Source organism: Gemmatimonadales bacterium (assembly GCA_019637315.1).
GTDB lineage: Bacteria > Gemmatimonadota > Gemmatimonadetes > Gemmatimonadales > GWC2-71-9 > SHZU01.
Window position 1 is genome coordinate 62590 of sequence record JAHBVU010000001.1, and the last position, 20426, is coordinate 83015.

At 65.2% G+C, this 20426-nt stretch carries 16 protein-coding genes; 6 read left to right on the forward strand and 10 right to left on the reverse strand.

Features of this window, described 5'->3' with window-relative positions; genetic code table 11:
- Nucleotides 1-33 precede the first annotated feature (33 nt).
- Complete coding sequence (upp, locus tag KF785_00305; GenBank protein ID MBX3145180.1) at nucleotides 34-675, reverse strand: uracil phosphoribosyltransferase; 642 nt, start codon at nucleotides 673-675, stop codon at nucleotides 34-36.
- 159 nt (nucleotides 676-834) lie between these two features.
- Between upp and KF785_00310 the strand changes: the two genes are divergently transcribed.
- Together KF785_00310 and KF785_00315 are read left to right on the forward strand one after the other, a co-directional pair.
- The gene (locus KF785_00310; GenBank protein MBX3145181.1) at nucleotides 835-1851 is read left to right on the forward strand and encodes a hypothetical protein; all 1017 of its coding nucleotides are present in this window, start codon (nucleotides 835-837) and stop codon (nucleotides 1849-1851) included.
- An 8-nt stretch (nucleotides 1852-1859) separates the two neighbouring features.
- Nucleotides 1860-2597 (forward strand): DUF4159 domain-containing protein, encoded by a 738-nt coding sequence (locus tag KF785_00315; GenBank protein MBX3145182.1) that lies wholly within the window; start codon nucleotides 1860-1862, stop codon nucleotides 2595-2597.
- Between the two features lie 144 nt (nucleotides 2598-2741).
- On the opposite strand, the gene KF785_00320 is transcribed toward KF785_00315, so the two are convergent.
- Complete coding sequence (locus KF785_00320; GenBank protein ID MBX3145183.1) at nucleotides 2742-4073, reverse strand: alkaline phosphatase family protein; 1332 nt, start codon at nucleotides 4071-4073, stop codon at nucleotides 2742-2744.
- A 22-nt stretch (nucleotides 4074-4095) separates the two neighbouring features.
- Between KF785_00320 and KF785_00325 the strand changes: the two genes are divergently transcribed.
- Nucleotides 4096-5559 (forward strand): amidohydrolase family protein, encoded by a 1464-nt coding sequence (locus KF785_00325; protein ID MBX3145184.1) that lies wholly within the window; start codon nucleotides 4096-4098, stop codon nucleotides 5557-5559.
- Between the two features lie 80 nt (nucleotides 5560-5639).
- Here the strand turns inward: KF785_00325 and KF785_00330 are convergent, their stop codons facing one another.
- From KF785_00330 to KF785_00340, 3 genes are all read right to left on the reverse strand, one after another.
- A complete protein-coding gene (locus tag KF785_00330) occupies nucleotides 5640-7307 on the reverse strand; it encodes a beta-lactamase family protein (protein MBX3145185.1) in 1668 nt (555 codons plus the stop codon).
- 94 nt (nucleotides 7308-7401) lie between these two features.
- The gene (locus KF785_00335; protein MBX3145186.1) at nucleotides 7402-8559 is read right to left on the reverse strand and encodes an indoleamine 2,3-dioxygenase; all 1158 of its coding nucleotides are present in this window, start codon (nucleotides 8557-8559) and stop codon (nucleotides 7402-7404) included.
- On the reverse strand, nucleotides 8556-9842 hold the full coding sequence (locus tag KF785_00340) for an AmpG family muropeptide MFS transporter (GenBank protein MBX3145187.1): 1287 nt from the start codon (nucleotides 9840-9842) through the stop codon (nucleotides 8556-8558). Before KF785_00340 ends, KF785_00335 begins: the two co-directional genes overlap by 4 nt.
- A 95-nt stretch (nucleotides 9843-9937) precedes the next feature.
- Here KF785_00340 and KF785_00345 point away from each other — a divergent pair, with 95 nt between their 5' ends.
- On the forward strand, nucleotides 9938-11401 hold the full coding sequence (locus KF785_00345; GenBank protein ID MBX3145188.1) for an amidohydrolase family protein: 1464 nt from the start codon (nucleotides 9938-9940) through the stop codon (nucleotides 11399-11401).
- A gap of 56 nt (nucleotides 11402-11457) precedes the next feature.
- On the opposite strand, the gene KF785_00350 is transcribed toward KF785_00345, so the two are convergent.
- On the reverse strand, nucleotides 11458-12399 hold the full coding sequence (locus KF785_00350) for a serine hydrolase (GenBank protein ID MBX3145189.1): 942 nt from the start codon (nucleotides 12397-12399) through the stop codon (nucleotides 11458-11460).
- A 172-nt stretch (nucleotides 12400-12571) separates the two neighbouring features.
- On the opposite strand from KF785_00350, the gene KF785_00355 reads away from it, so the two are divergent.
- Entirely contained in the window at nucleotides 12572-13837 is a 1266-nt protein-coding gene (locus KF785_00355) for a hypothetical protein (GenBank protein MBX3145190.1), read from the forward strand.
- 3 nt (nucleotides 13838-13840) lie between these two features.
- On the opposite strand, the gene KF785_00360 is transcribed toward KF785_00355, so the two are convergent.
- From KF785_00360 to KF785_00370, 3 genes are all read right to left on the reverse strand, one after another.
- On the reverse strand, nucleotides 13841-15079 hold the full coding sequence (locus KF785_00360) for a hypothetical protein (protein ID MBX3145191.1): 1239 nt from the start codon (nucleotides 15077-15079) through the stop codon (nucleotides 13841-13843).
- Between the two features lie 93 nt (nucleotides 15080-15172).
- Nucleotides 15173-16606, reverse strand: coding sequence for a cytosine permease (locus KF785_00365; protein MBX3145192.1), 1434 nt, complete (start codon nucleotides 16604-16606; stop codon nucleotides 15173-15175).
- 1 nt (nucleotide 16607) lies between these two features.
- Nucleotides 16608-16781, reverse strand: a complete 174-nt coding sequence (locus tag KF785_00370) for a hypothetical protein (protein ID MBX3145193.1) — start codon at nucleotides 16779-16781, stop codon at nucleotides 16608-16610.
- 174 nt (nucleotides 16782-16955) lie between these two features.
- Between KF785_00370 and KF785_00375 the strand changes: the two genes are divergently transcribed.
- Entirely contained in the window at nucleotides 16956-17957 is a 1002-nt protein-coding gene (locus KF785_00375) for an alpha/beta hydrolase (GenBank protein MBX3145194.1), read from the forward strand.
- A 15-nt stretch (nucleotides 17958-17972) separates the two neighbouring features.
- Here KF785_00375 and KF785_00380 read toward each other — a convergent pair whose 3' ends face one another.
- Nucleotides 17973-20306: a carbohydrate binding family 9 domain-containing protein gene (locus KF785_00380; protein ID MBX3145195.1), complete on the reverse strand. Its 2334-nt coding sequence runs from the start codon at nucleotides 20304-20306 to the stop codon at nucleotides 17973-17975.
- Nucleotides 20307-20426 lie beyond the last annotated feature (120 nt).

Below are 20426 nucleotides of genomic sequence, written 5' to 3' on the forward strand. Positions count from 1 at the left end.
CTCGTGTCGTCAGAAGATCAGGTCCAACCCCGTTCAGCGGGTACCGAACAGCCGATCGCCAGCATCACCCAGGCCGGGCAGGATGTAGGCCACCTCGTTGAGCTGGCGATCGAGGGCCGCCGCAAAGACGGCAACATCCGGATGCGCAGCGCCAAGAGCCCTGACTCCCTCGGGCGCCGCTACCAGGCAGAGTAGCCGGATCCGGGTGGCGCCGCTCCGCTTCAGTTGAGTCACGGCGGCAATGGCCGATCCGCCCGTGGCCAGCATCGGATCGAGGACGTAGATGTCGCGCGCCTCGTCGGCCGGCCCTTTGAAATAGTAGCTGACCGGTTCGAGCGTCTCGTGATCCCGATAGAGACCGATATGTCCCACCCGGGCCGAGGGGATCAAATGCAAGATTCCGTCCACCATCCCCAATCCGGCTCGGAGGATGGGTACCAGCATCAGCTTTTTGCCGGCCACCCGGGTTCCGGTCATCGGTTCCAGGGGGGTGGTGACCTCGACGGGTTCCGTCGGCAGGTCGCGGGTGACCTCGTAGGTCATCAGCATCGCGATTTCGCCCAGGAGCTGGCGAAAGTTCTTGGTTGCCGTGGCGCGATCCCGCATGATGGTCAGCTTGTGCCGGATCAGCGGATGGTCCAGCACCGTCAGATTGGGATGCTCGGGATGGGGCATTCCGGGAATATACCGATGCATTCCGACCGTGGTGTGGCCGAATCTCGGAACCCGGCCTGGCCAGGCGGCGCAATTCTGGCAGGGTGGCGGACAGCGTCATTTGCCGCCAACTTCTGGGAATCCGTCTGTCCGTCCGTGCCAGGTACAAGGAGGTCGATCATGGCCGCTCGTCTCGTTGCCGCCATCTTGAGCGGAGCCGTGGTGCTCCCGGTGGCAGCCCAGCCCAACCCGTTCAAGCTTCCGGAAAGCCGCGTCAGGGCGACGGTGGCGTATCAGCTGAGCGGCGATCAAACTGGCACCGCGCAGGTGGCGATCGATGGCAACCGCTTCATGAGCAGATCCGATGCGACCATGAAGATCATGGGCCGGTCCGAGAAGTCGGCAACCTGGTCGCTCATGACGTCTGATTCGATGTACACTGCCGATCTCGACAAGCGCGAGGGCTATGTCGGTCCGAACCTGCTGCCCTACTATGCCAAGGCTTACGATGCGCTCGACGGTGCCGGGAAGCGCCGCTTTCATGACAACGTGGCGGAAATGGGCGCGATGATGTCGAAAGTCTTCGACATCAAATCCTTCGGTGCGGTAGGCGAGAAGCGCGGCGAGCGGACGATTGCGGGCGAAGTTTGCGAGGATCACGTGTTCGGCGGCTTTGTGACCTGCTCGATGAAAAAGGCACCCCAGATTGCGCTGCACACCAAGGGAAGTGTGATCTGCTTCGAGATGGAACAGACCGCGACTTCCGTGTCGCTCGCGGCTCCGGCAGCCGAGGCGTTTGCCGCCCCGGCCGGGATCAGCTTCAAGCGAATGCCGGGAACGGAGAATCCGGATTCCGCGGCTCGCGGCTTCGTTGGTTACCTGGCAAGCGAGGGACTGGCCGATTCGCTTCAGGCCGCCAAAGCCCAGTTGGATAAGGCCAAAGCCGACGCGGCTGCCAAGGGCCAGCCGACCGAGCTGACCCCCGAACAGCAGGCCCAGATGAAGCAGGCCTGCGAGTTCATCAAGAATGTCGATGTGGGTCAGGTCATGGCCAATGCCCTCAGTTCGTTTGCGGACGAGCTCAAGCAGGAAGCGGTCAACGCGGCTAAGGACGCCGCGAACGATGCGGCGCGCGACGCCAAGGACGACGCCAAGCGCAAGGTGCGCGGCATGATCCGTCGCCCGCGGGTGCCCTGAGCACGCGGATGCCTCGCAGGCTCCTCCTCCTCGGAGCGCTGCTGGCGTTCGGGGTGGAGGACGCCGCGTCGCAGCGGCGGTCGCGGTGGGGCGTCGAGCCTGAGCCGAACATCGGCTACGACGGCCGCTACACCTTCGTGCGGCTTCGCTACGGACCAAACGGTCCGGCGGGTTGGGCCTACGACTACCCGGCGATGGAACGCAACTTCATGACCATCCTGGCCGATCTCACCACGGCCGATCCACACATTCGGCGCAGCAACATCTTCGACATGGATGACCCCGAGCTGTTCAAATTCTCGGTGGCCTACCTCTCGGAACCGGGGTACTGGGTCCCGACCGATGCCGAAGCCGCCGGCCTGCGCAACTGGCTCGGCAAGGGCGGGTTTCTCATCGTTGACGACTTTCTGCTGGGGCAGTGGGTCAACTTCGAGCGTTCGATGCGGCGAGTGCTTCCGTTTGCGCAGATCGTGCCGCTCGAGGTGTCGCATCCGATCTTCAACGCATTTTTCCGGATCGGGACCCTCGACGGGATGACCCACCCGTCCAGTCGGCATGCCAAGGCGCAATATCTCGGCATCTATGAGAACAACGACCCGACCCGACGGTTGCTCGCGATCATCAACTACAACAATGATATCGGCGATTACATGGAGTGGTCGGGCGAGGGCTGGTACCCGGTCAACCTGTCCAACGACGCCTACAAGCTGGCGACCAACTACATCGTATACGCTCTGACACACTGACGCCCTGAAGGTGCGAACCCCGCGTCCTGCGGGCATCTGCCCGCGGGGGCGGGTGTGTGTTGCTGGCGGGGTTCGCAGGGCGTGAGCCAATCGACGCGAGATATCCGAGAAGAGGGACTCCGCCGCGCCGAACGACGGGCCCTGCTACCGCAGGACCATGCGTACCGAGTCGATCGCGCCGTCGCTTCGCGACGGATCGAGGTCCAGGAGCTGCGCCATCAGCGCGTAGACATGAACGCTCTGGAACGGTGGTACGACGACACCCGACCGGAAGGATGGACCGGCAGCGACAAAGACCCCCGCCATGGAAGCCAGCAGGTTGTCGTAGCCGTGGTTGCCCCGATTGGTCACAGGTCTCGTCTTCCAGCGTTCCCGGGTGCCGATGGTCCAACCCTCGTCGGCAATCGCAATCAGCGGACTGATTCGGGGATGTGAGCGGAAGCGATAGCGTTCGGGCATCTCCTCCCGTCGATAGACCGTCAGGTGAGGATGTGCCGAACGCAGTGCGTGATAGACCGAGTCGCGCCGCCCGGGCGCGGGATCGAGTGTCGTGACCGGCTCCAAGTCGATGATCTCGGTTGGTGCCAGCGCGACATAGTCATCGAGATAGATGACGCGCTCGGGTGAAATCGCGGCCATACCATGATCGGAGACGAAGATCAGATTGGCGCGTTCGATCAGCCCACGCTCGGCCAGCCCGTCGATGAGCGCACCGATCGCCGCGTCGAGCGCCGCCGCTGCCGAATCGACGGCCGGGTGCACCGGACCGTGACGGTGCCCGGTCACATCGACCCCGTTGAGATAGAGGGTGACGAACTGCGGGCGCTGAGGCAGAGGGAGGTCGAGCCACGCCAGCACCTGGACGACCCGCTCGAGTTCGCTGACCCGCGGGTCGAAGTCGCGCCAGTACGACGGGCGCCGCCCTCGGTAGGCGATTTCAGAGCCGACCCAGAACATCGTGGCGGCCCGCCGGCCTTGCCGTTCGGCCGTGATCCAGATCGGCTCGGCGGCGTCCCACCATCCCGGCTTTCGGTTGACGGCCGTATCCGCTGTCGTGAAGCGTCCGAGCTGCGGGTCGACCATGACGCTGCCCACGATGCCGTGATGCTCCGGATACAGTCCGGTTGCCAGCGTGAACAGGTTGGGGAACGTTTTGGTGGGGAAGGCAGGGATCAAGCGTTCGGCCCGCACTCCTTGCGCAGCAAGCTGCTTGAGTCGGACGACCCCGGGCCGCTCGAGATCGCTCGGATGAAAGCCGTCGAGCGCGATCAGCAGCACCAGTCGCTCGCCGAGTTCTGGCGTCGTGTCGCGCGCCGCAGGTCGGGTGCATCCAGCCAGCAGCGCGGTGATGACCAAGAGCAGCAACGATCGCATCGGCAGGAAGATGGCGGCCGGGTCGGTGGTGAGCCAGGCCCGTCGCATGGCCGTGACGGGCGTGTTGCCGTATTGTTCAGGGGTCCGCTCATTCACGCTCATCCGTTCTCGAGGACTGTACCCGATGGCCCCACTCGCCACTCGACTGACCTTGTCGCTTGCCGTTGCCGCCTCGTTGCTCGCGGGCTGCGCGCAGGCGCCGCAATACGATATCGTGCTCAAGGGGGGCCGCGTGCTGGACCCGGCCTCCGGTCTCGATGCGGTCCGGGACGTCGGCATCCTGGGCGACTCCATCGCCGCGATCTCTGAAAAGGCGCTTCAAGGTGCCACCGTGGTCGACGTCACCGGCCTGGTGGTTGCCCCCGGGTTCATCGACCTGCACGCCCATGGTCAGACCCCCGGCGATATGGCCTTTCAGGCACAGGACGGGGTGACGACCGCGATCGACATGGAAACCGGCGCTTATCCGGTGGCCGGCTGGTACAAGTCGATGGAAGGACGGGCGCGCCTCAACTACGGCGCCACCGTTGGCCACATCCCAGCTCGCTTTGCGGTGCTCAACGGCATCGAGATCGGTCACTGGCCGACGAATCCGGGTCCGGCGGCCGGTCTCGGGCCGAACCCCGCAGGTGCCAACCGCGCGACGACACCCGCCGAGCTGGAACAGCTCGCCGACGCACTCAGGCGCGGACTCGATGAAGGAGCCCTGGGCATCGGATTCGGGATCAACTACACCCCGGCCGCGTCGCCGGCCGAGATTACGCGGCTGTTTCAGGTCGGTGCGGAACGAAAGGCGCCGGTCTTCGTGCATACCCGCGCCTTTGGAATCGGGGCGATTCGCGAGGCCATCACGAGCGCGAAGGAGGCAGGTGCGTCGCTCCATATCGTCCACATCGGCAGCAGTGCTTCGACCGAGGTGCCAGTTGCGCTTGCTCTGATCGACTCGGTGCGGGCCGCCGGGCAGGATGTGACCACCGAGGTGTATCCGTACACGGCGGGCTCGACCCTGATCGAATCGGCCATGTTCAATCCTGGGTGGCAGCGGAATCTCCGGATCGACTACGGCGATCTTGCCTGGGCAGCGACCGGCGAGCGTCTGACCAAGGCCACCTTCGACAAGTACCGTGCCCAGGGCGGCTGGGTCATCCTCCACATGATGAAGGAGGAGAACATCGAGCAGGCGATCCGGCATCCGGGTGTGATGATCGCGAGCGACGGCGTGCCGTTCGTCAACGGCTCGGGTCATCCCCGCGGCGCGGGGACCTTTGCCCGGGTACTCGGCCACTACTCGCGGGAGCGTCAGGTGGTGCCGCTGGTGGAGGCGGTCCGGAAGATGACTCAGCTTCCTGCGCAGCGGCTCGAGGCGTACGTTCCGGCCATGAAGTCGAAGGGGCGGATCGCGGTCGGCGCCGACGCGGACATCACGGTGTTCGATCCAGACAAGGTGCTCGATCGCGCCACCTTTACTGAACCGACCGTGACGTCGGTTGGGATTCCCTTCGTGCTGGTCAACGGGACCTTCGTGGTGCGTGATGGCGCGCTGGTGCCTGACGTGACACCGGGACGCCCGGTCCTCGCGAAGCCCTGATTGGTGCTGCGGACAGCAAACGCCCGCCCGGCTGTTGAGCGCCGGGCGGGCGTTTGTCGTTGGTGGTGCGGAGGCTGACGTCAGCGGCGGTCGAACCGGATCCGGAGCATCCGTCCCGCGCTGACATCGAACCCGTCGATACGTCCGCCGCTCCGGGTGAAGCGAATGAGGTAGCCACGAGCCGTAAAGGCATCCGAGAAGGCTGGCGCGAAAGTCAGCTCACCCAGGCCGCGCGGTTTGCTGACCAGGGTCCCGCCTTCGACCGCCAGTGTCCAGGTGGTTGCGAGCTCCGGGCTGTAGTAGGTCCCCGCGTAGGCGGCCAATCCAGCCGACCCCGGCTCTGCCATGGCGACTCGATCATAGGCGCCGCGGTCGTCCTCGCCCACCGTCAGGCGGAGCTGTGGGGCGGGCTGGGCGTCCTCGGGAAAGAGCAGGGTCAGGTTCCCAAACGCGAGGCGGCTCGGCCCGGCGTTCCGCACGGCAGCACCGGAGCCGCCGTTGACCGATGCCATCAGGGTATCGCTGCGCAGAGCCATGGTGACGACGCTCTCGTGCCGAGGCGAGTAATAGCTGCCAAGGTAGCGAGCTGCGGCGCTCCCGAGAACGGGCTGCTGCGCTGCCGCGGTATCGGCTGGCCGGGGAGCCAGCGCCTCGCGCAGCACAGCGTCGGCGACCGCGTCGGCAAGCCGACTCGTGTTGGCGCTGCTGACGTTGCAGGTGATGCCGATGCCGGTGCGGTACTCGGGGAAGCGGGCGTACATCGCGCGATAGCCGCCCCACGACCCGCCATGCGATACCCGCTTGAGGCCCCGATAGGTGTCGACGCGGAGCCCGCGGCCGTAGTCGTGCACCTTGCCGTCATTGAGGACACCGGTCTCGACGAGCCCGTCCAGCAAGGCCTGTCCTCCGACCTTCGGGTCGGCAAAATTCCCGTCCCACCGCGCCAGCTCCTCGACGCTCGATTGCACCTGCCCGTCGCCAGTTTGCTCCCAGTTCGAGACGTCGAGCACATACTGGGCCGAATCGACCTCCTCGTAGGCCAGGGCCCGACCCGGCACCAGCGCCACGTGACTGTTTCGGAAGTGCGTCCGGTGCATGCCGAGCGGTGTGAAGATGCGCTCCTGCGCGAAGTCCTTCAGGTTCTTGCCGGACGCGCGTTCGACGATGATCGACATCAGAAAGTAGCCCGAGTTGCTGTAGAGCCACTGGCTGCCCGGGGCAAAGTTCAGGTTGCGCTGGCGGACGATTGCGGCGAGCGCGTCGGCGTCGTCGGTCACGTCGTTGGTGCGGAAACCGCCCAGGATCATCAGGCCGATGTAATCGCGGAGGCCGCTGGTGTGACGAATCAGCTGGTCGACCGTAATTGGTCCGCCCGGGTACTCCGGCAGTTCAGGAATGAACTTTCGAACGTCATCGGTCAGAGCGAGCTTGCCGTCTTGAGCCAGGAGCAGGATGCTGGCGGCGGCAAACTGCTTCGAGGTCGAGCCCAGGTCGAACATGGTTTGCGGTCGGATCGGCACATTCCGCTCGAGGTCCGCCATCCCGTAACCTTTGGCAAACCGGATCTGGCCGTCCTGGTACACCGCCACCGCGCATCCGGGCGAGGTGGCCCGATCGAACGGCCGGAACGCGGCGTCGATTCCTGCTACCTGCGCATTGGTGAGGTTATTGCTGCGGCCGGTGCATGCGACGGCGCCGAGCAGCGGGAGACCAAGGGCAATGGCGACGACGATCGGGCGTGAGAACATGGCTATCCGCAGGGTGATGAGGACGTTGTGGACCCGCAGGCGGGCCCGCCTGCGGGAAGCATAACCGGAACGCGGCGCCGTCGGGTGGTGCACCTCACTCGCTGTCCGACTCGCTCAGACGCGGCACGATGCGCTGTGCGCTGGTTTCCCGCCGCGAGGCAGTCAGAAACGTGGTGAACTCGGTTCCACCGGTGCCCAGCGCGCCGACGACGTCCTTGGCCTGTCTGGTAATGTAGCGCGCCGCAATCTCGAGGTGCCGCTTCCGAAACAGGTCGAGTGCATCGATGCAGCGGTCGTACCGCTCGGCGAGTGCCGGGATCTGTGCCCGTCTGGCGTCGACGAAGCTCCGGATCGACGGGCCAGCCTCGAGCCGCTCGAGGAAGGCGCGATGGGGCGGCGGCATGTAACCGCGCATGGCGGCCAGGAACGGCTGGCTGGCAGGATGGGTGTGTACCACACCCAGGCCGGCGTCGAGTGCCTGGATCAGAGTGCTCTGCGCCGCGCTTCCGCCGGTCAGGATGCGGGGTGGCCCGGTGGTGCCGTCGAAGCGCACGCCGGGTTCGACCCAGCTCGCCAGGTACGGACGAACCCGCAGGTAGAAACCCCGCGGATCGCACCGCTCGTACATCCGCTCAAGCACCCCGGTAATCGCTCCGGTGACCTGGGCAATCGATTCGAGCCCGTCAACGACGTCTTCCGGAGCATTGCGATCCACCGCATCCTGGCTCCGCGCGATGGCCGAGAGTGCGGGCGCGCCCGTCGCTTCGATGGCCGCGGTCACGAGAATGAACCACTGCTCGTCGAGGCCGCCCAGGAAGGTGCGCTGGCAGGCGAGGTTACCCAGGGCCACCGGGCCCTCGGGGTCGATCCGGCGCCAGTTAGTCAGCACATACGACGCATGCGCAATGATGGTTGGTCTGCCCAGCCGGCGAGCCACCGCATCCCATGGTTCGGCAATGGCGCGTGGAAGTCGGGTCGCGGGAGCCCGGTCATCGGCATGGACGTAGGCCGAACCGAGAAACGAGAGGGTCTGCATTGCACGCTCGAGCGGCGCTCCGTCGGTCAGCGGTCCCGGATCCAGCAGGGGCAGTCGATCGGCTGCGGCGCGATAGCAGTCGGCGGCCAGCAGGGGTGAAAGCTGGTCCGCCAGCCCTTCCCACGGTTCAAACTCGGCAGGAAGTCGGTCGAGCGGGTCGGTGTCCGGGAGAAATCCGCGCGTCGGGGAGATGGCGTAGGCCGTCAGATCAATCACGAATCACTCGCAGCGGAAGCACGTTCGACGGTGAGCGGCCCCGTGCCGCGCCACGGGGCAAAGATCGGCAGCAGTGCGAGTCCTGGCAGCGCAGCAAGGACGGTCACCAGGAAGAATGTCGACCAACCGAGTTGCTGGACCATCCAGCCGGCGGGCGCCACCAGCACATCCCGGCTGGCACCCATCAGGCTGGTGAGCAGGGCGAACTGGGTGGCGGAGAACCGCGGGCTGCAGAGGCTCATCAGAAAGGCAATGAATCCCGCGGTCACCAGGCCGGTGCAAAAGTTCTCGATGACGATGGTCGACACGAGGACCGAGTAGTTGCGACCGACCAGCGCCAGGCCCCAGTAGGCGAGATTGCTCACCGCCTGCAGGATCCCGATGATCCAGAGCGATCGATTGATGCCCAGCTTGGCCACCAGCGCGCCGCTCGCCAAGGCGCCAACGATCGTGGCCGCAATGCCCAGCCCGCCCTGAATGGCGCCAATGTCGGTCTGAGAAAACCTGAGATCGAGCAGAAACGGCGTTGCAATTGCGGCCGCGAGGTAGTCAGGCAGCTTGTAGAGCACCACGAAGCCCAGCACCAGGATGGCGTTCCGCGCCCCCGCCCGCTGAAAAAAGTCCTGAAACGGCAGGACGACCGCATCGCGAAAGGACTGGGGTGGTTGTCCGCCCGTGGAGGGTTCCTCACCGAACAGGGCGGCCAGGATCCCGACCCCGACCAGGGCGGACAGCAACAGATAGACCATCGGCCACGGCATCCGGTCGGCCAGGACGAACGCCAGCGCTCCGGTCGCCAGCAGGGCGACCCGATACCCGACGACCCAGATGGCTGCGCCGGCGCCCATCTCCCGCTCAGCCAGCACGTCTGCTCGGTACGCATCGACGACAACATCGAGCGAGGCGCTGAAAAAGGCGATGAAGATCGCGTTGATGGCGAGGAGCTTGAGACCCTGGCGCGGATCGGCCAGCGCCATTGCGGCAATCGCGAGCACCAGCGCGATCTGAATCAGGACCAGCCAGCCGCGCCGCCGCCCCAGAATCGGCGGCACATACCGGTCGATCACCGGGGCCCAGAGCCACTTGAGCGAGTAGGGCAGTGCGACCAGGCTGAAGAGCCCGATGGTGGTGAGGTCGACGCCCTCGGTGCGAAGCCAGGCCTGCAGGGTCCGGCTGGTCAGGTAGAGCGGCAGCCCCGATGCAAACCCCAGCATCGCGAGGACCACCATTTTCTTCTGGCCCCAGACGCCTGATCGGGATGAGGTGGGGGCCGGCGGGAGCATTCCTGTAATCTATCGCTGCGCCGATTTCCTGGTACGTTTCGGCGCCCGCTTCACAACACGACCTTCACTCGATTGGCCTGCTTCGAGGCATGACCATGGCGTACGCTCGAACTCTCGCTGCTCTTTCCCTCGCTCTGGTGGCCGCCTGTGCCCAACCGGGCCAGTACGACATCGTGATTCAGGGGGGACGTGTCATCGACCCGGAAACTGGTCTCGACGCAGTCCGGAACGTCGGAATCACCGGCGACCGGATTGCCGCGATCACCGATCAGGCCCTGCGGGGCGACCGCGTGATCGACGCGGCTGGCTTGGTGGTGGCACCCGGGTTCATCGACCTCCATCAGCACGGTCACGACGAAGATTCCTACCGCCTCAAGGCCCTCGACGGGGTGACGACCGCACTCGAAATGGAAATGGGCGTGCCGGACTATGCCGCCTTCCTTGCTGCTCGTGCCGGCGGTACGCTGGTGCACTACGGTGCCACGGTCAGCCACGAGGCGGCCCGCGTGGTGACTTGGGGTTTGCCTCTCGAGCCGAGTCAGGGTGGCCCCGCCGCGGCGATCGATGACCCTGCGGCCGGCCCGGTGACGGAAGAGGCAGCCTCGCCCGAGCGTCTCGAAGCATTGCTGGCCTACGCCCGGAAAGGACTCGACGAGGGGGCACTCGGCATCGGGATGGGGCTCGAGTACACGCCGGGGGCCACTCGCTGGGAAGTGATTCGGCACTTTCAGCTGGCGGCCGAGCGTAAGGTGCCGGTCTATGTCCACGTTCGCGGGACCGGTGCGCTGGAGCCGGGTTCGAGCATCGAGTCGATCGTCGAGATGCTGGGCGCCGCCGCCGCCACCGGAGCGAGCGTTCACATCGTTCACATCAACAGCAGCTGCATGAGCTTTGCGTTCGACTGCTTGAGCATGATCGAAGGTGCGCAGCGTCAGGGGCTCGACGTGACGACCGAGGCGTATCCATATGGCGCCGGGATGACCAGCATCGCGTCGGCGCTCTACAACCCGGGCTGGAATGTGCGTCGCAAGGTGGACTACGGCGACATCGAACTGCCCACCACCGGAGAGCGGCTCACCAAGGCGACCTTCGATGCGCTGCGGGCCACGGGTCGGCCCGAGTATGTGCTGATGCACATGAACCCGGACTCCGTGGTCGATCGGATCGTAGTGCATCCGATGACCATGATCGCGAGCGACGGCCTGAAGAGCCATCCGCGTGGCGCGGGGACCTACGCGCGCGTGCTGGCTCGGCATGTGCGCGAGCAGGGGGCGTTGACGTTGACCCAGGCGATCGACAAGATGTCCCTGATGCCCGCCAAGCGTCTCGAAAGCGCGACGGCGGCGGCCAAGCGGAAGGGGCGGGTCCAGGTCGGCGCCGACGCGGACCTGGCGATCTTCGATCCGACCACGATTGCCGACAAGGCCACCTACCGCGATCAGCGGGCGGCAAGCGTCGGGATGCAGTATGTCCTGGTGGCTGGCGTACCGGTGGTGTCGGAGGGACAACTGGTCGAGGGAGTTGCCCCGGGGCGGGCAATCGTCGCTGACAAGCGCTGACGACACATCACTGGCCGAGCCGCGGCAGCAGATCCGGCGGCTCGGTCTCGTCCGGGTCAGGGTTTGTACTTCGTTGCGTCAGGGTCCGGCCTCCAGGGATACTGCGGCTCGAAGTATCGCCAGAGCAGGGCGGATATCTGCTGCATCAGGATCCCGGGTTCGCTGTCGGTGCCCAAGCCCTCGTCGGCCGCCTTCCAGATGCTGACCGTGAACACGTAGTCTCCCGACGGTGCGTTGACGACGGCCGTTTCCGATCGGGCCCCGCGGACCCAGCCTTGTTTTGAGGCGACCTGTACCCAGGGCGGGATCGCAGCGAGCGCAGCCCCGTTCCAGTACACCCGAGTCAGCGCGCGATACATCTCTTCGCTGGCGGCCTGACTGACCGCCTTCCCGTCCCGGATCATCAGCATCAGCCGCGACATCTCGCGCGGGGTGGTCTGGCCCCAGCCGTAGAGCTTCTGATTCGCCTCGCGGCCCGGCGTCCGCGAGTTGACTCGGGTGTGCTCGAAGCCGTGCGCAGCCATCCAGGCGTTGATGGTCGTTCCGGTGCCGGCAAGGTGCTGCAACCAGAGCGAGCCGGTGTTGTCACTGGTGGTGATCATCAGCATGGCAACCTGGCCCAGGGCAATCGTTGCGCTGTCCTTGAGCCCGCCGATGATGTCGACGCCGCGATAGAGCAGCGAGTCGGTGTAGACGAGGCGGGTTCGATAGTCGAGCACGCCGCGATGAATCGCGTCAAAGGTGCCCACCAGGATCGGCACCTTGACCACACTCTGGGTCGGGAAGACACTGTCGGCATTGATGCCCGCGGTCTGCCCCGTGCGCAGGTGGCGAACATACAGACCTACCTCACCCTTGAAGCCACCAACGAGCGACTCGAGCTCCGCCTGCAGCGATGGGTCAGCTCGTTCCGGGGCCGGCGTGGTAGCGAGTCGAGCGGGGCGACAACCTGCCAATGTCGTGGTGACCAGCAGGCCGGTCAGAAGGGTGCGGGTCATGGTCGTCAGGTGTTAGGCGTGGCGTGATATCGTTCGACAGCGGCCGAGGCCGGCAACGGTACGACGATAGCTCCAGCAGGCCCGGTCCGAAAGGCGGCGAAGATCACGCTGCCCGGCATTTGCTCCGGATGTGCTGGTCAGCGATCTTCCGGCCGGTCCCATCCCACTGCTCATGGCGCTCACCATCATCGTTACCGCGGTCGTCACCCTGCTGCTGGCCGTCGTGGCCATGAACTTTGCCACCTCGGAGAAGCAGCTCGAACGGAAGGTCGACCATCGACACCCTGTCCGAGACCCTCAGTTTCGGCGCGAGATGTCAGTGATGATGGGCCCCGCGATTTTGCCCGGTAACCGGGTCACGGCGCTGCAGAACGGCGACGAGATCTTTCCCGCCATGCTCCGCGCGATCCGATCGGCCCAGGTGTCGATCACCTTCGAAACGTATATCTACTGGTCGGGGGAGATCGGCCGGGAGTTCAGTGAAGCCCTTTGCGAACGGGCCGAGGCCGGTGTGCCTGTCCATCTCACGGTCGATTGGGTCGGCAGCCTCAAGATGGATCAGGCGTTGCTCGACCGGATGGAGTCATCCGGCGTCCGCTTGCAGCGCTATCGGCCGCTGCACTGGTACAACCTCGGTCGCATGAATAATCGAACCCACCGAAAGCTGCTGGTGGTGGATGGCCGACTCGGGTTTACCGGCGGGGTTGGTATCGCGGATCAGTGGCAGGGTCACGGCGAGGATCCCGATCACTGGCGTGATGTTCATTTCGAAATCGAAGGGCCTGTCGTTGCTCAGTTGCAGGCGGCGTTCAACGACAATTGGATCAAAACGACGGGTACGGTGTTGCGCGGCCCAGAGTACTTCCCGCCACTGAGCTCAGCTGGGACGATGGATGCGCACATGTTCATCGCCTCGCCGCCGGGCGGAAGCGAGAGCATGCACCTGATGTACCTGCTGGCGATCGGCGCGTCTGAGGAATCGATCGATCTCGCCGCGTCCTACTTCGTGCCCGACGACCTGACACTCAAGGCGTTGATCGCGGCGAGCCGCCGTGGCGTGAGGGTCCGCCTGCTGGTACCGGGGCAGCACATCGATTCGGAGGCGGTCCGACTCAGTTCCAAGGCAAGCTGGGGCGCCCTCCTCGAGGCGGGGGTTGCGATCTATGAGTACCAGCCGACCATGTTGCATACCAAGCTGCTGATCATCGACGGCCTCTTTACCTCGGTCGGCTCCACCAACTTCGACGCGCGGTCATTCCGCCTCAACGACGAGGCCAGTCTCAACATCTACGATGCCGATTTTGCGGCCCGGATGGCTGACTCCTTCGAACAGGACCTCCAAAAGGCGGCGCCGTACCACTACCAGATGTGGCGCGGCCGGCCTCTCCGTGCCCGGCTGGCCGAAGCTCTGCTCTGGCCGATCCGATCGCAGCTCTGACGCTCAGGGCCGGGCAAACACGGCGCCGTGGGGCACACCGGGGGCGTCGGTGCCATGGGGCCACTGTACTCCGACCATGCTGAATCCGGCGGGACCCTGGTCGGTGTTGCGAAACCCGGCGTCGAGCGTGAGTGTGCCAGTCGCTGGGTCGAACCGAGCCATCACGACCCGATGTCTCATCCCGGCGTTCCCGGTCACCACGACGCGCCGCTGGTCGGGCGACACGGCGATCCAGTGCGGCACGTCGTTCGTACCGAGGGTGAGTCGACCGACCTCCCGCGGTGCGGCCGGGTCGCTGATGTCGAGGCTGACGACGGCGCGCCAGGCGGGGACGGCAATCAAATAGTAACTGCCGACGATGACCGGGATGGCGCAGTACTCGCCTGCCATTCTCGGGAACGACGCCACCAGGCGTGATGTCGGTGTTGCGCGATCGAGGTCCTCCACCAGATACAGAGCGCAGTTGAAGGTCGAAACCAGGAGCCGCTTGCCGTCGGGAAGCAGCCGGGGTTCGGCGGTGAGCAGGGCCTCGTCACCGAGGGGGCCGTTGGGCAGGGGCACCGTGTTGAGCAGGGTCAGATCCGAGAGCCGCCAGATCTGAAGGTACGCCGAGGCGGGCGAGTCGGCGTGCATGTCAGAGGTCGTCGAGACGATGCGATCGATCGCGGGCATCACAACCGCGCTGTAGGGACGGGTACCCGGATGCACTCCGGGGCCTTGGGCCGATGCGGCGCGCACGGTTTGGCCGGTCGGGGTCATCTCGGCCAGTCCTCCCGGGGCGATGGTATTGCCCTCGTGGCGGTTCTGAAAGGTGGTCAGCACGTTGCCACTGGGCAGACGAAGATATGAATGCGGGTGGCTCATGCCCGCGACATCGCCGAACTGCGCAGCAAGCTTTGGCGTCGCAGGATCGGTCAGGTCGATGATGAAACTCTGGCCGGTGGCAAAGCCGTTGGCGAAGAGTTGCCTGTCGGCGGGCATCTCGTGCTCGGTATGATGCGGTACGTTACGGCGGCCAGGTACTGGGAGCGTGGTCACGAGTCGCCCTGAGCGTCCGGAGTCCTCGGCCAGGTCGATGACGGCGAGAAAGTCCGGTTGCGTCGAATCGACGGATGCGGTCCAGACGTAGAGGTAGTCGCCTGCATCCGCCGCATTCGACTGGGAACCCGAGCTGCAGGCCAGCAGCAGGAAACAACCCGCTGCGCAGAAGCGAACGACAACACCTTGCTTGGGTCTGGACATCGAGCCTCCGGTTCCGTGTCTGTGCTGCGTCAGCGTCGGTTCGCCACGCCCGGGCGAGCAATGGGCAATCTGGCTGGTCTTGCGCGCGCCCGATCAGCAGAGCGGCCGCGACCCGGCGGATCGATCCTGCAACAGATAACCCCGGACCGGAGCGAGGCGCGCGAGCAGAGCATAGCTGAGCCCGCCAACGAGGGTGGCGAATCCGGTCGCGGTAAACGTGTTGAAGACGCCGCTGGACCGGATCGTTGCCGTCACGGGATCAAAGACCAGCAGGAACGCGACGACCCCGAGAACAAAGCTGACGAGTGCGACGAGATTGATGCCGTGTGTGTACCGATACGAGCCCGGTTCGAAGATACTCTTGAGGTCGAGCCTCTGGCGGCGGACGATCCAGTAGTCGACGAGCAACAACCCGACGGCGGGTCCGTTGACAATGCCCATCACCGCGAGGAACACACTATAGTAAGTCCAGACCCCTCCCCACAGCGTGAGCACCGCAACGAACATGGCCCAGAAACCGACCACATGACCGTAGCGCCAGGTGGGCCAGAGCACCTTGGTGCTGATCGCCGTGCCATAGAGCCCGACCGCGGTCGTCGACACGTTGGCCACACCGACGAAAATCAGGGTCAGGCTGCCGAGCCAGGGGCCACCCAGTCCGAGCAGATAGGCGGTGGGGTCGCCGGTGATCGGGGACCCTCCGGCTGCCGCCACGTGGGCAACGGCGACGCCGATCAGTACGTACGCAGCCATCATGACGCCGTAGCCGAGCCAGAGACCCCAATGCGCAGCTCGTGGCCCCTTGGCCAAGCGAGTCAGCGCGCCGATCACCGGAAACCAGGCCAGCATGAACGCGACGTTCCACTCGGTGCCGATCATATAGGCGGAGCGGGCGCCGCCTGCCGGCACCGACGTGAGGGGGCCCGCACGCCATGCCGCGCTCAGGTGCGGGCTCCGCATGACGAGGAAGGCCACCACCGCACCAACCGCGAGGAGCAGAAAACCCATGATCCACGCTGCTCGGCGGACAGCTCCGGTGCCACGTAAGGCGATCGCGAAGCCGAGGCCGACGCAGACCAGCGCCAGGCCTTTGACCCACCAGGGCGAACTGACATCCATCCCGGCGGCCCCGGCCAATTTGGCAATCGATTCGCCGAACATCTGGGCGTTGATCGCGCCCCAGCCCCAGCTCGCGGTGAGTACGGTGATGAGGACGATGCTGGTGCCCGTGTGTCCCCAGAGTGCGCGGGAGAGCAGCCAGTGGTCGATTCCGTACTTGTTGGACATCAGGCCGATCAGGCAGATCAGCAGCACAAACGACAGGCCCGCGCCCAGAGTACTCATGATCGATTGCGGCAGGCTCATCTGCCCGGCCAGCGCTGCTCCCTGGACAAAGCACCATGTCGCCGTGGCGTAAGAACCGGCCACGAAGGCAAGGTCCGCCAGGGAATAGAGCCGTCCGCTGCGCAGAATCGGCACGATCCCGTAGCGCGCTTCCTGATCGGCGTATTCGGCAGCGTCGGTCACGTCAGATGCGAGCCCCGAGAAACATGATGGCCAGGCACACGATCGCCACGACGACGGTCATGATTCGGTCGGCCTTGGCGAGCGGAGCCCCGAAATCGTAGCGCCCGTCCGCCATGGTGGCACAACGCTCGAGGCACGCCAGCTTGATCACCTCGGCACGATCGAAGGTTTGCACCGGCGCGGTACTGCTGCGTCGGTTCCGGTCTTGGGATTCTACTTGGCCAGAGACCACGGTTGGGCCTGGGTTAGGGAGGGGATCGTGTGGCGGAATCTCTCGACAACCCTTGATCTGCGCCAGTAGCACCCCGGTGCAGTATCTTCGGGGTTCCTCCCGAACCGAGACAATTCGATGCTTCGTTCGCGCCTGTTCCTGGCCGGTATTGCCGTGCTGGCGGCTTGTGGTCCCAAGGACGAACCGGCTCCGGTCACCGCCGCGACGGCCGGGTCGTTCGAGCCGGTGACGATCCCCTACTCTGAGGCCAGGACGCTTCGCTCCCGGTTCGTGGATCAGGAGTTCAAGATCTTCGTTGCGCTTCCGCCGGCTGGTTCGGGCGCGGCGGCGAGTTCCAAGTACCCCGTGATCTACACGCTCGATGCCAACGGCGAGTTTGGCATCGTATCGGAGATTGCGCGGCTGGCCGCGTTCGAGCCGGGGACCATCCCGCCTGCTCTGGTGGTCGGCATCGGCTACCCGGTTAGCAGGTTTGAAGAGACCTTGAACCTTCGGACCCGGGACTACACCCCGACCGCGGACACCGGGTTTGCTCGCTTTGCCACCAACCTGTGGGGCAACGGTACGGCGCCGACACCCGGGGGTGCGCCCGCATTCCTCCGCTTCATCCGCGAAGAACTCAAGCCCTTCATCGAACAGCATTATCCTGCCGACCCGGCGGATGCGACGTTGATCGGACATTCGTTCGGCGGGTTATTCGCCAGCTATGCTCTGTTCCACGAGCCTGCGACGTTCCAGCGATACGTCATCGCGAGTCCGTCGCTCTGGTGGGATCGCCAGGTCTCGTTCGAGTACGAAAAGCAATACGCCGCGCGCAACAAGGATTTGCCGGCGAGGGTCTTTCTCTCTGTGGGAGGGCTCGAATCGGCCGCCGAGCTTCGGAAATCGCTGGCGGCGTATCCCGACTCGATGCGGGCGCCCATCCTCGCCTATTACGAGGAGGCGGGGTATCCCCAAATGGTCGAGCTGCTGGAACCCTTCGCCAAGGCGCTGGCTGGTCGCAGGTACCCGAGCCTACGGATGACCTCGTACATCTTCCCCGACGAAACCCACGCCTCGGTCATGCCCATGATCGCGAGTCGGGGTCTTCGAGACGTGTTTCGACCGGCCGCGCCGTAATCGCGGCCGGATCTGCTAGAGGCGGAAGAGGTAGCTGGCTTTGGCAAAGAATCCGTCGACCCGACGCCGGAGCTCGCGGAAGCGGAACTCCTGTGGTTCTTCGAGGGTCGAGCCGTAGCCGATATAGAAGAGCGTGCCCGGGGTGGGCCGGTAGCTGAAGAGCCAGTCCATTCGGAACTCGTTGCGCCGCTCGGCTTGCGACGGCAGCCGGTCGAGATAGATCTGCTGACCCTCGCGGGTCTCGAGTCCCGCCTGCTCGCGGGCGGTGTACTCGCCGATCAAGCGAAAGAACACGGCGCGATTGAGCTGATACTCGAGTTTGATTCGGGGAATCGTCTCGGTCGAGAAGCGGCTGCCGTCACGTTGGCGATCGAGGGTCAGGCGGGTCACCTGCATCGTGGTGCGCACCGCCGATGCGGGCCGAAGGTCGACGACCGCATTGAGCCGCAAGCTCCGACCGCGGCTTGCCTCGCGGAAGATCGGCACCTCGCCAAACGCGACACTTGCCGTGGCGCTGACTTGCCGGAAGGTTGGCGTGGTGACCGACAGCGATCCGGACCAGAGGTCTCGCTCCGGCCCGGGCATCGGAAACGGCTGGAAGTTGGGGGTGTTGAGCGACGGGCCCAGGACCTCATACCCGTCGTAGTCGGCCGGATCGTAGGCGTAGAGATTCCGCGTCAGCGAGGTACCGACCTGCCAGCCTCCCCGTAACGTCGCACTGGGCGAAATACTCTCCCGTCCTTCGATCAGGCCATCGCCGAGCCCGTCGTAGGCCCACATCCGCCGCAAGCTGAGAAAGCCGCCGATCGTCTGGACCAGCGCACCAGGCGCACCGTAGAAGCTCAGCCGGTTGGAGAACGCCGCCTCGACCACGCCGGTGCGATTGACGAATCCGGCTGCGGCGTCGAAATCCGGGTCAATTGCCTCGATGCTGTGGTGGAACCCCCAGCGCCGTCCCGTCCGGTCCCAGTCGAGCTTGAACAAATTGCCGCTGCGGCTGGTCCCGCCCCGGTCGACGAACGACTGCGCCGATTGTATCTCGACATAGTACAGCCGCGAATGGTAGATCCGAGCGTCCGCACCAATCAGACGAGAATAGTCACCGCCGTCCTCCCGCGCCGTCAGCACACCGCCGACGGTGCCGGTTCGGCCCAGATCCTGACGCAGTCGTGTCACACCGAAGATCGGTGCCTGGCCCCCGTTCCACGAGGTGGAGCGGGCGTCGGCGGCTACCATGGTTGCCAGGGTAACGCCGCCGACCTTGCCGGCCAGCTTGAGTCCGGCCGAAGGCGACACGATTCGTCGAGTGTAGATCAGCCGGCTCGGCGTATCGAACAGTTCGAGACCATCGAGAAAGAAAGGCCGTTTCTCGGGGTAGAAGAGGGCAAAACGTTCGTTGAGGAGCACCTGACCGATGTCTGCCTCGACCTGGGAGAAATCCGGGTTGACGGTGCCGTTGAGGGTCAGGCTCTGATTGACCGCCCAGCGAGCATCGCCGCCCACGTCGCCGGTTTCGTCGTAGCGCCAGACGCCTGATGTGGCACGCGCCCCGTCGAGCCGACCCGTGACGGTCGGAGTGACCTCGAGGACCAGCCCGGGCCGCATCTCGGTCAAGCCCTGAAGGGTGCCGCTCTGGGCCAGGAAGTTCGAGTTGGCCCGCACCGCCGGGGTCCAGGTGTCCTGGTAGCCGGTGTGCTGCACGCGCCGGAGAATTTGGATGCCCCAGTCCTGCACAGCTTTCGACTGGTAACGGAGACTCTTGAACGGAATCCGAATCTCCACGACATAACCGTCTGATACGACTTGGCCACGGGATTCGAAGACATAGTCCGGGTTGAGATCGACATTCCCGTCGAGAAAGTTGCTGCTGGAAAATCCGCCGCCGGTGGCTGACGATCCGCCAGCGCCTCCGCCCCATTGGGAAGAGCGGGTACCGTCCTGCTGCACACCGAGCGGATTGACGCCGAAGAGGTAGGCCAGGCGACGATCGTCGTGGGTATCGAGCAGAATCTGGATATGGTCTTCGCTGGCGATGTTGTCGCGGTTAGCGCGGGTGGCGCGGACCACGTCACCATGAATCTCGGTGGCCCGGACACCAAAGTGGATCGCATGCGCCGAGTACCAGACCAGGACTTCGGTCGGCTCCTCGGCAGGGCGGCCGTCGACCGGTTGATACTGGGAAAATTCGGTCAGTCGGGCTGCCTGCGACCAGACGGCCTCGTCGAGCACGCCATCGACGGTGATCTCGGCGTCGATACGGGGAATCGGAACCTGAAGTCGCTGCGCACGGCCGCTGAAGGCAAGCGTGTCGGTGAGCTGGGCCAGCAGCAGCAGAGCAATCGGAAGCATCGGTGAAAGATAGTGAGCTCGTCATCGGGGCGGGGCCGACCGGGCCAGACAGAGGCAAGGTCTGATGCCCTGACCGGGCGGCTCCGTTACCAGGCGATCAGGGTTGCCACCGGCTGGCTC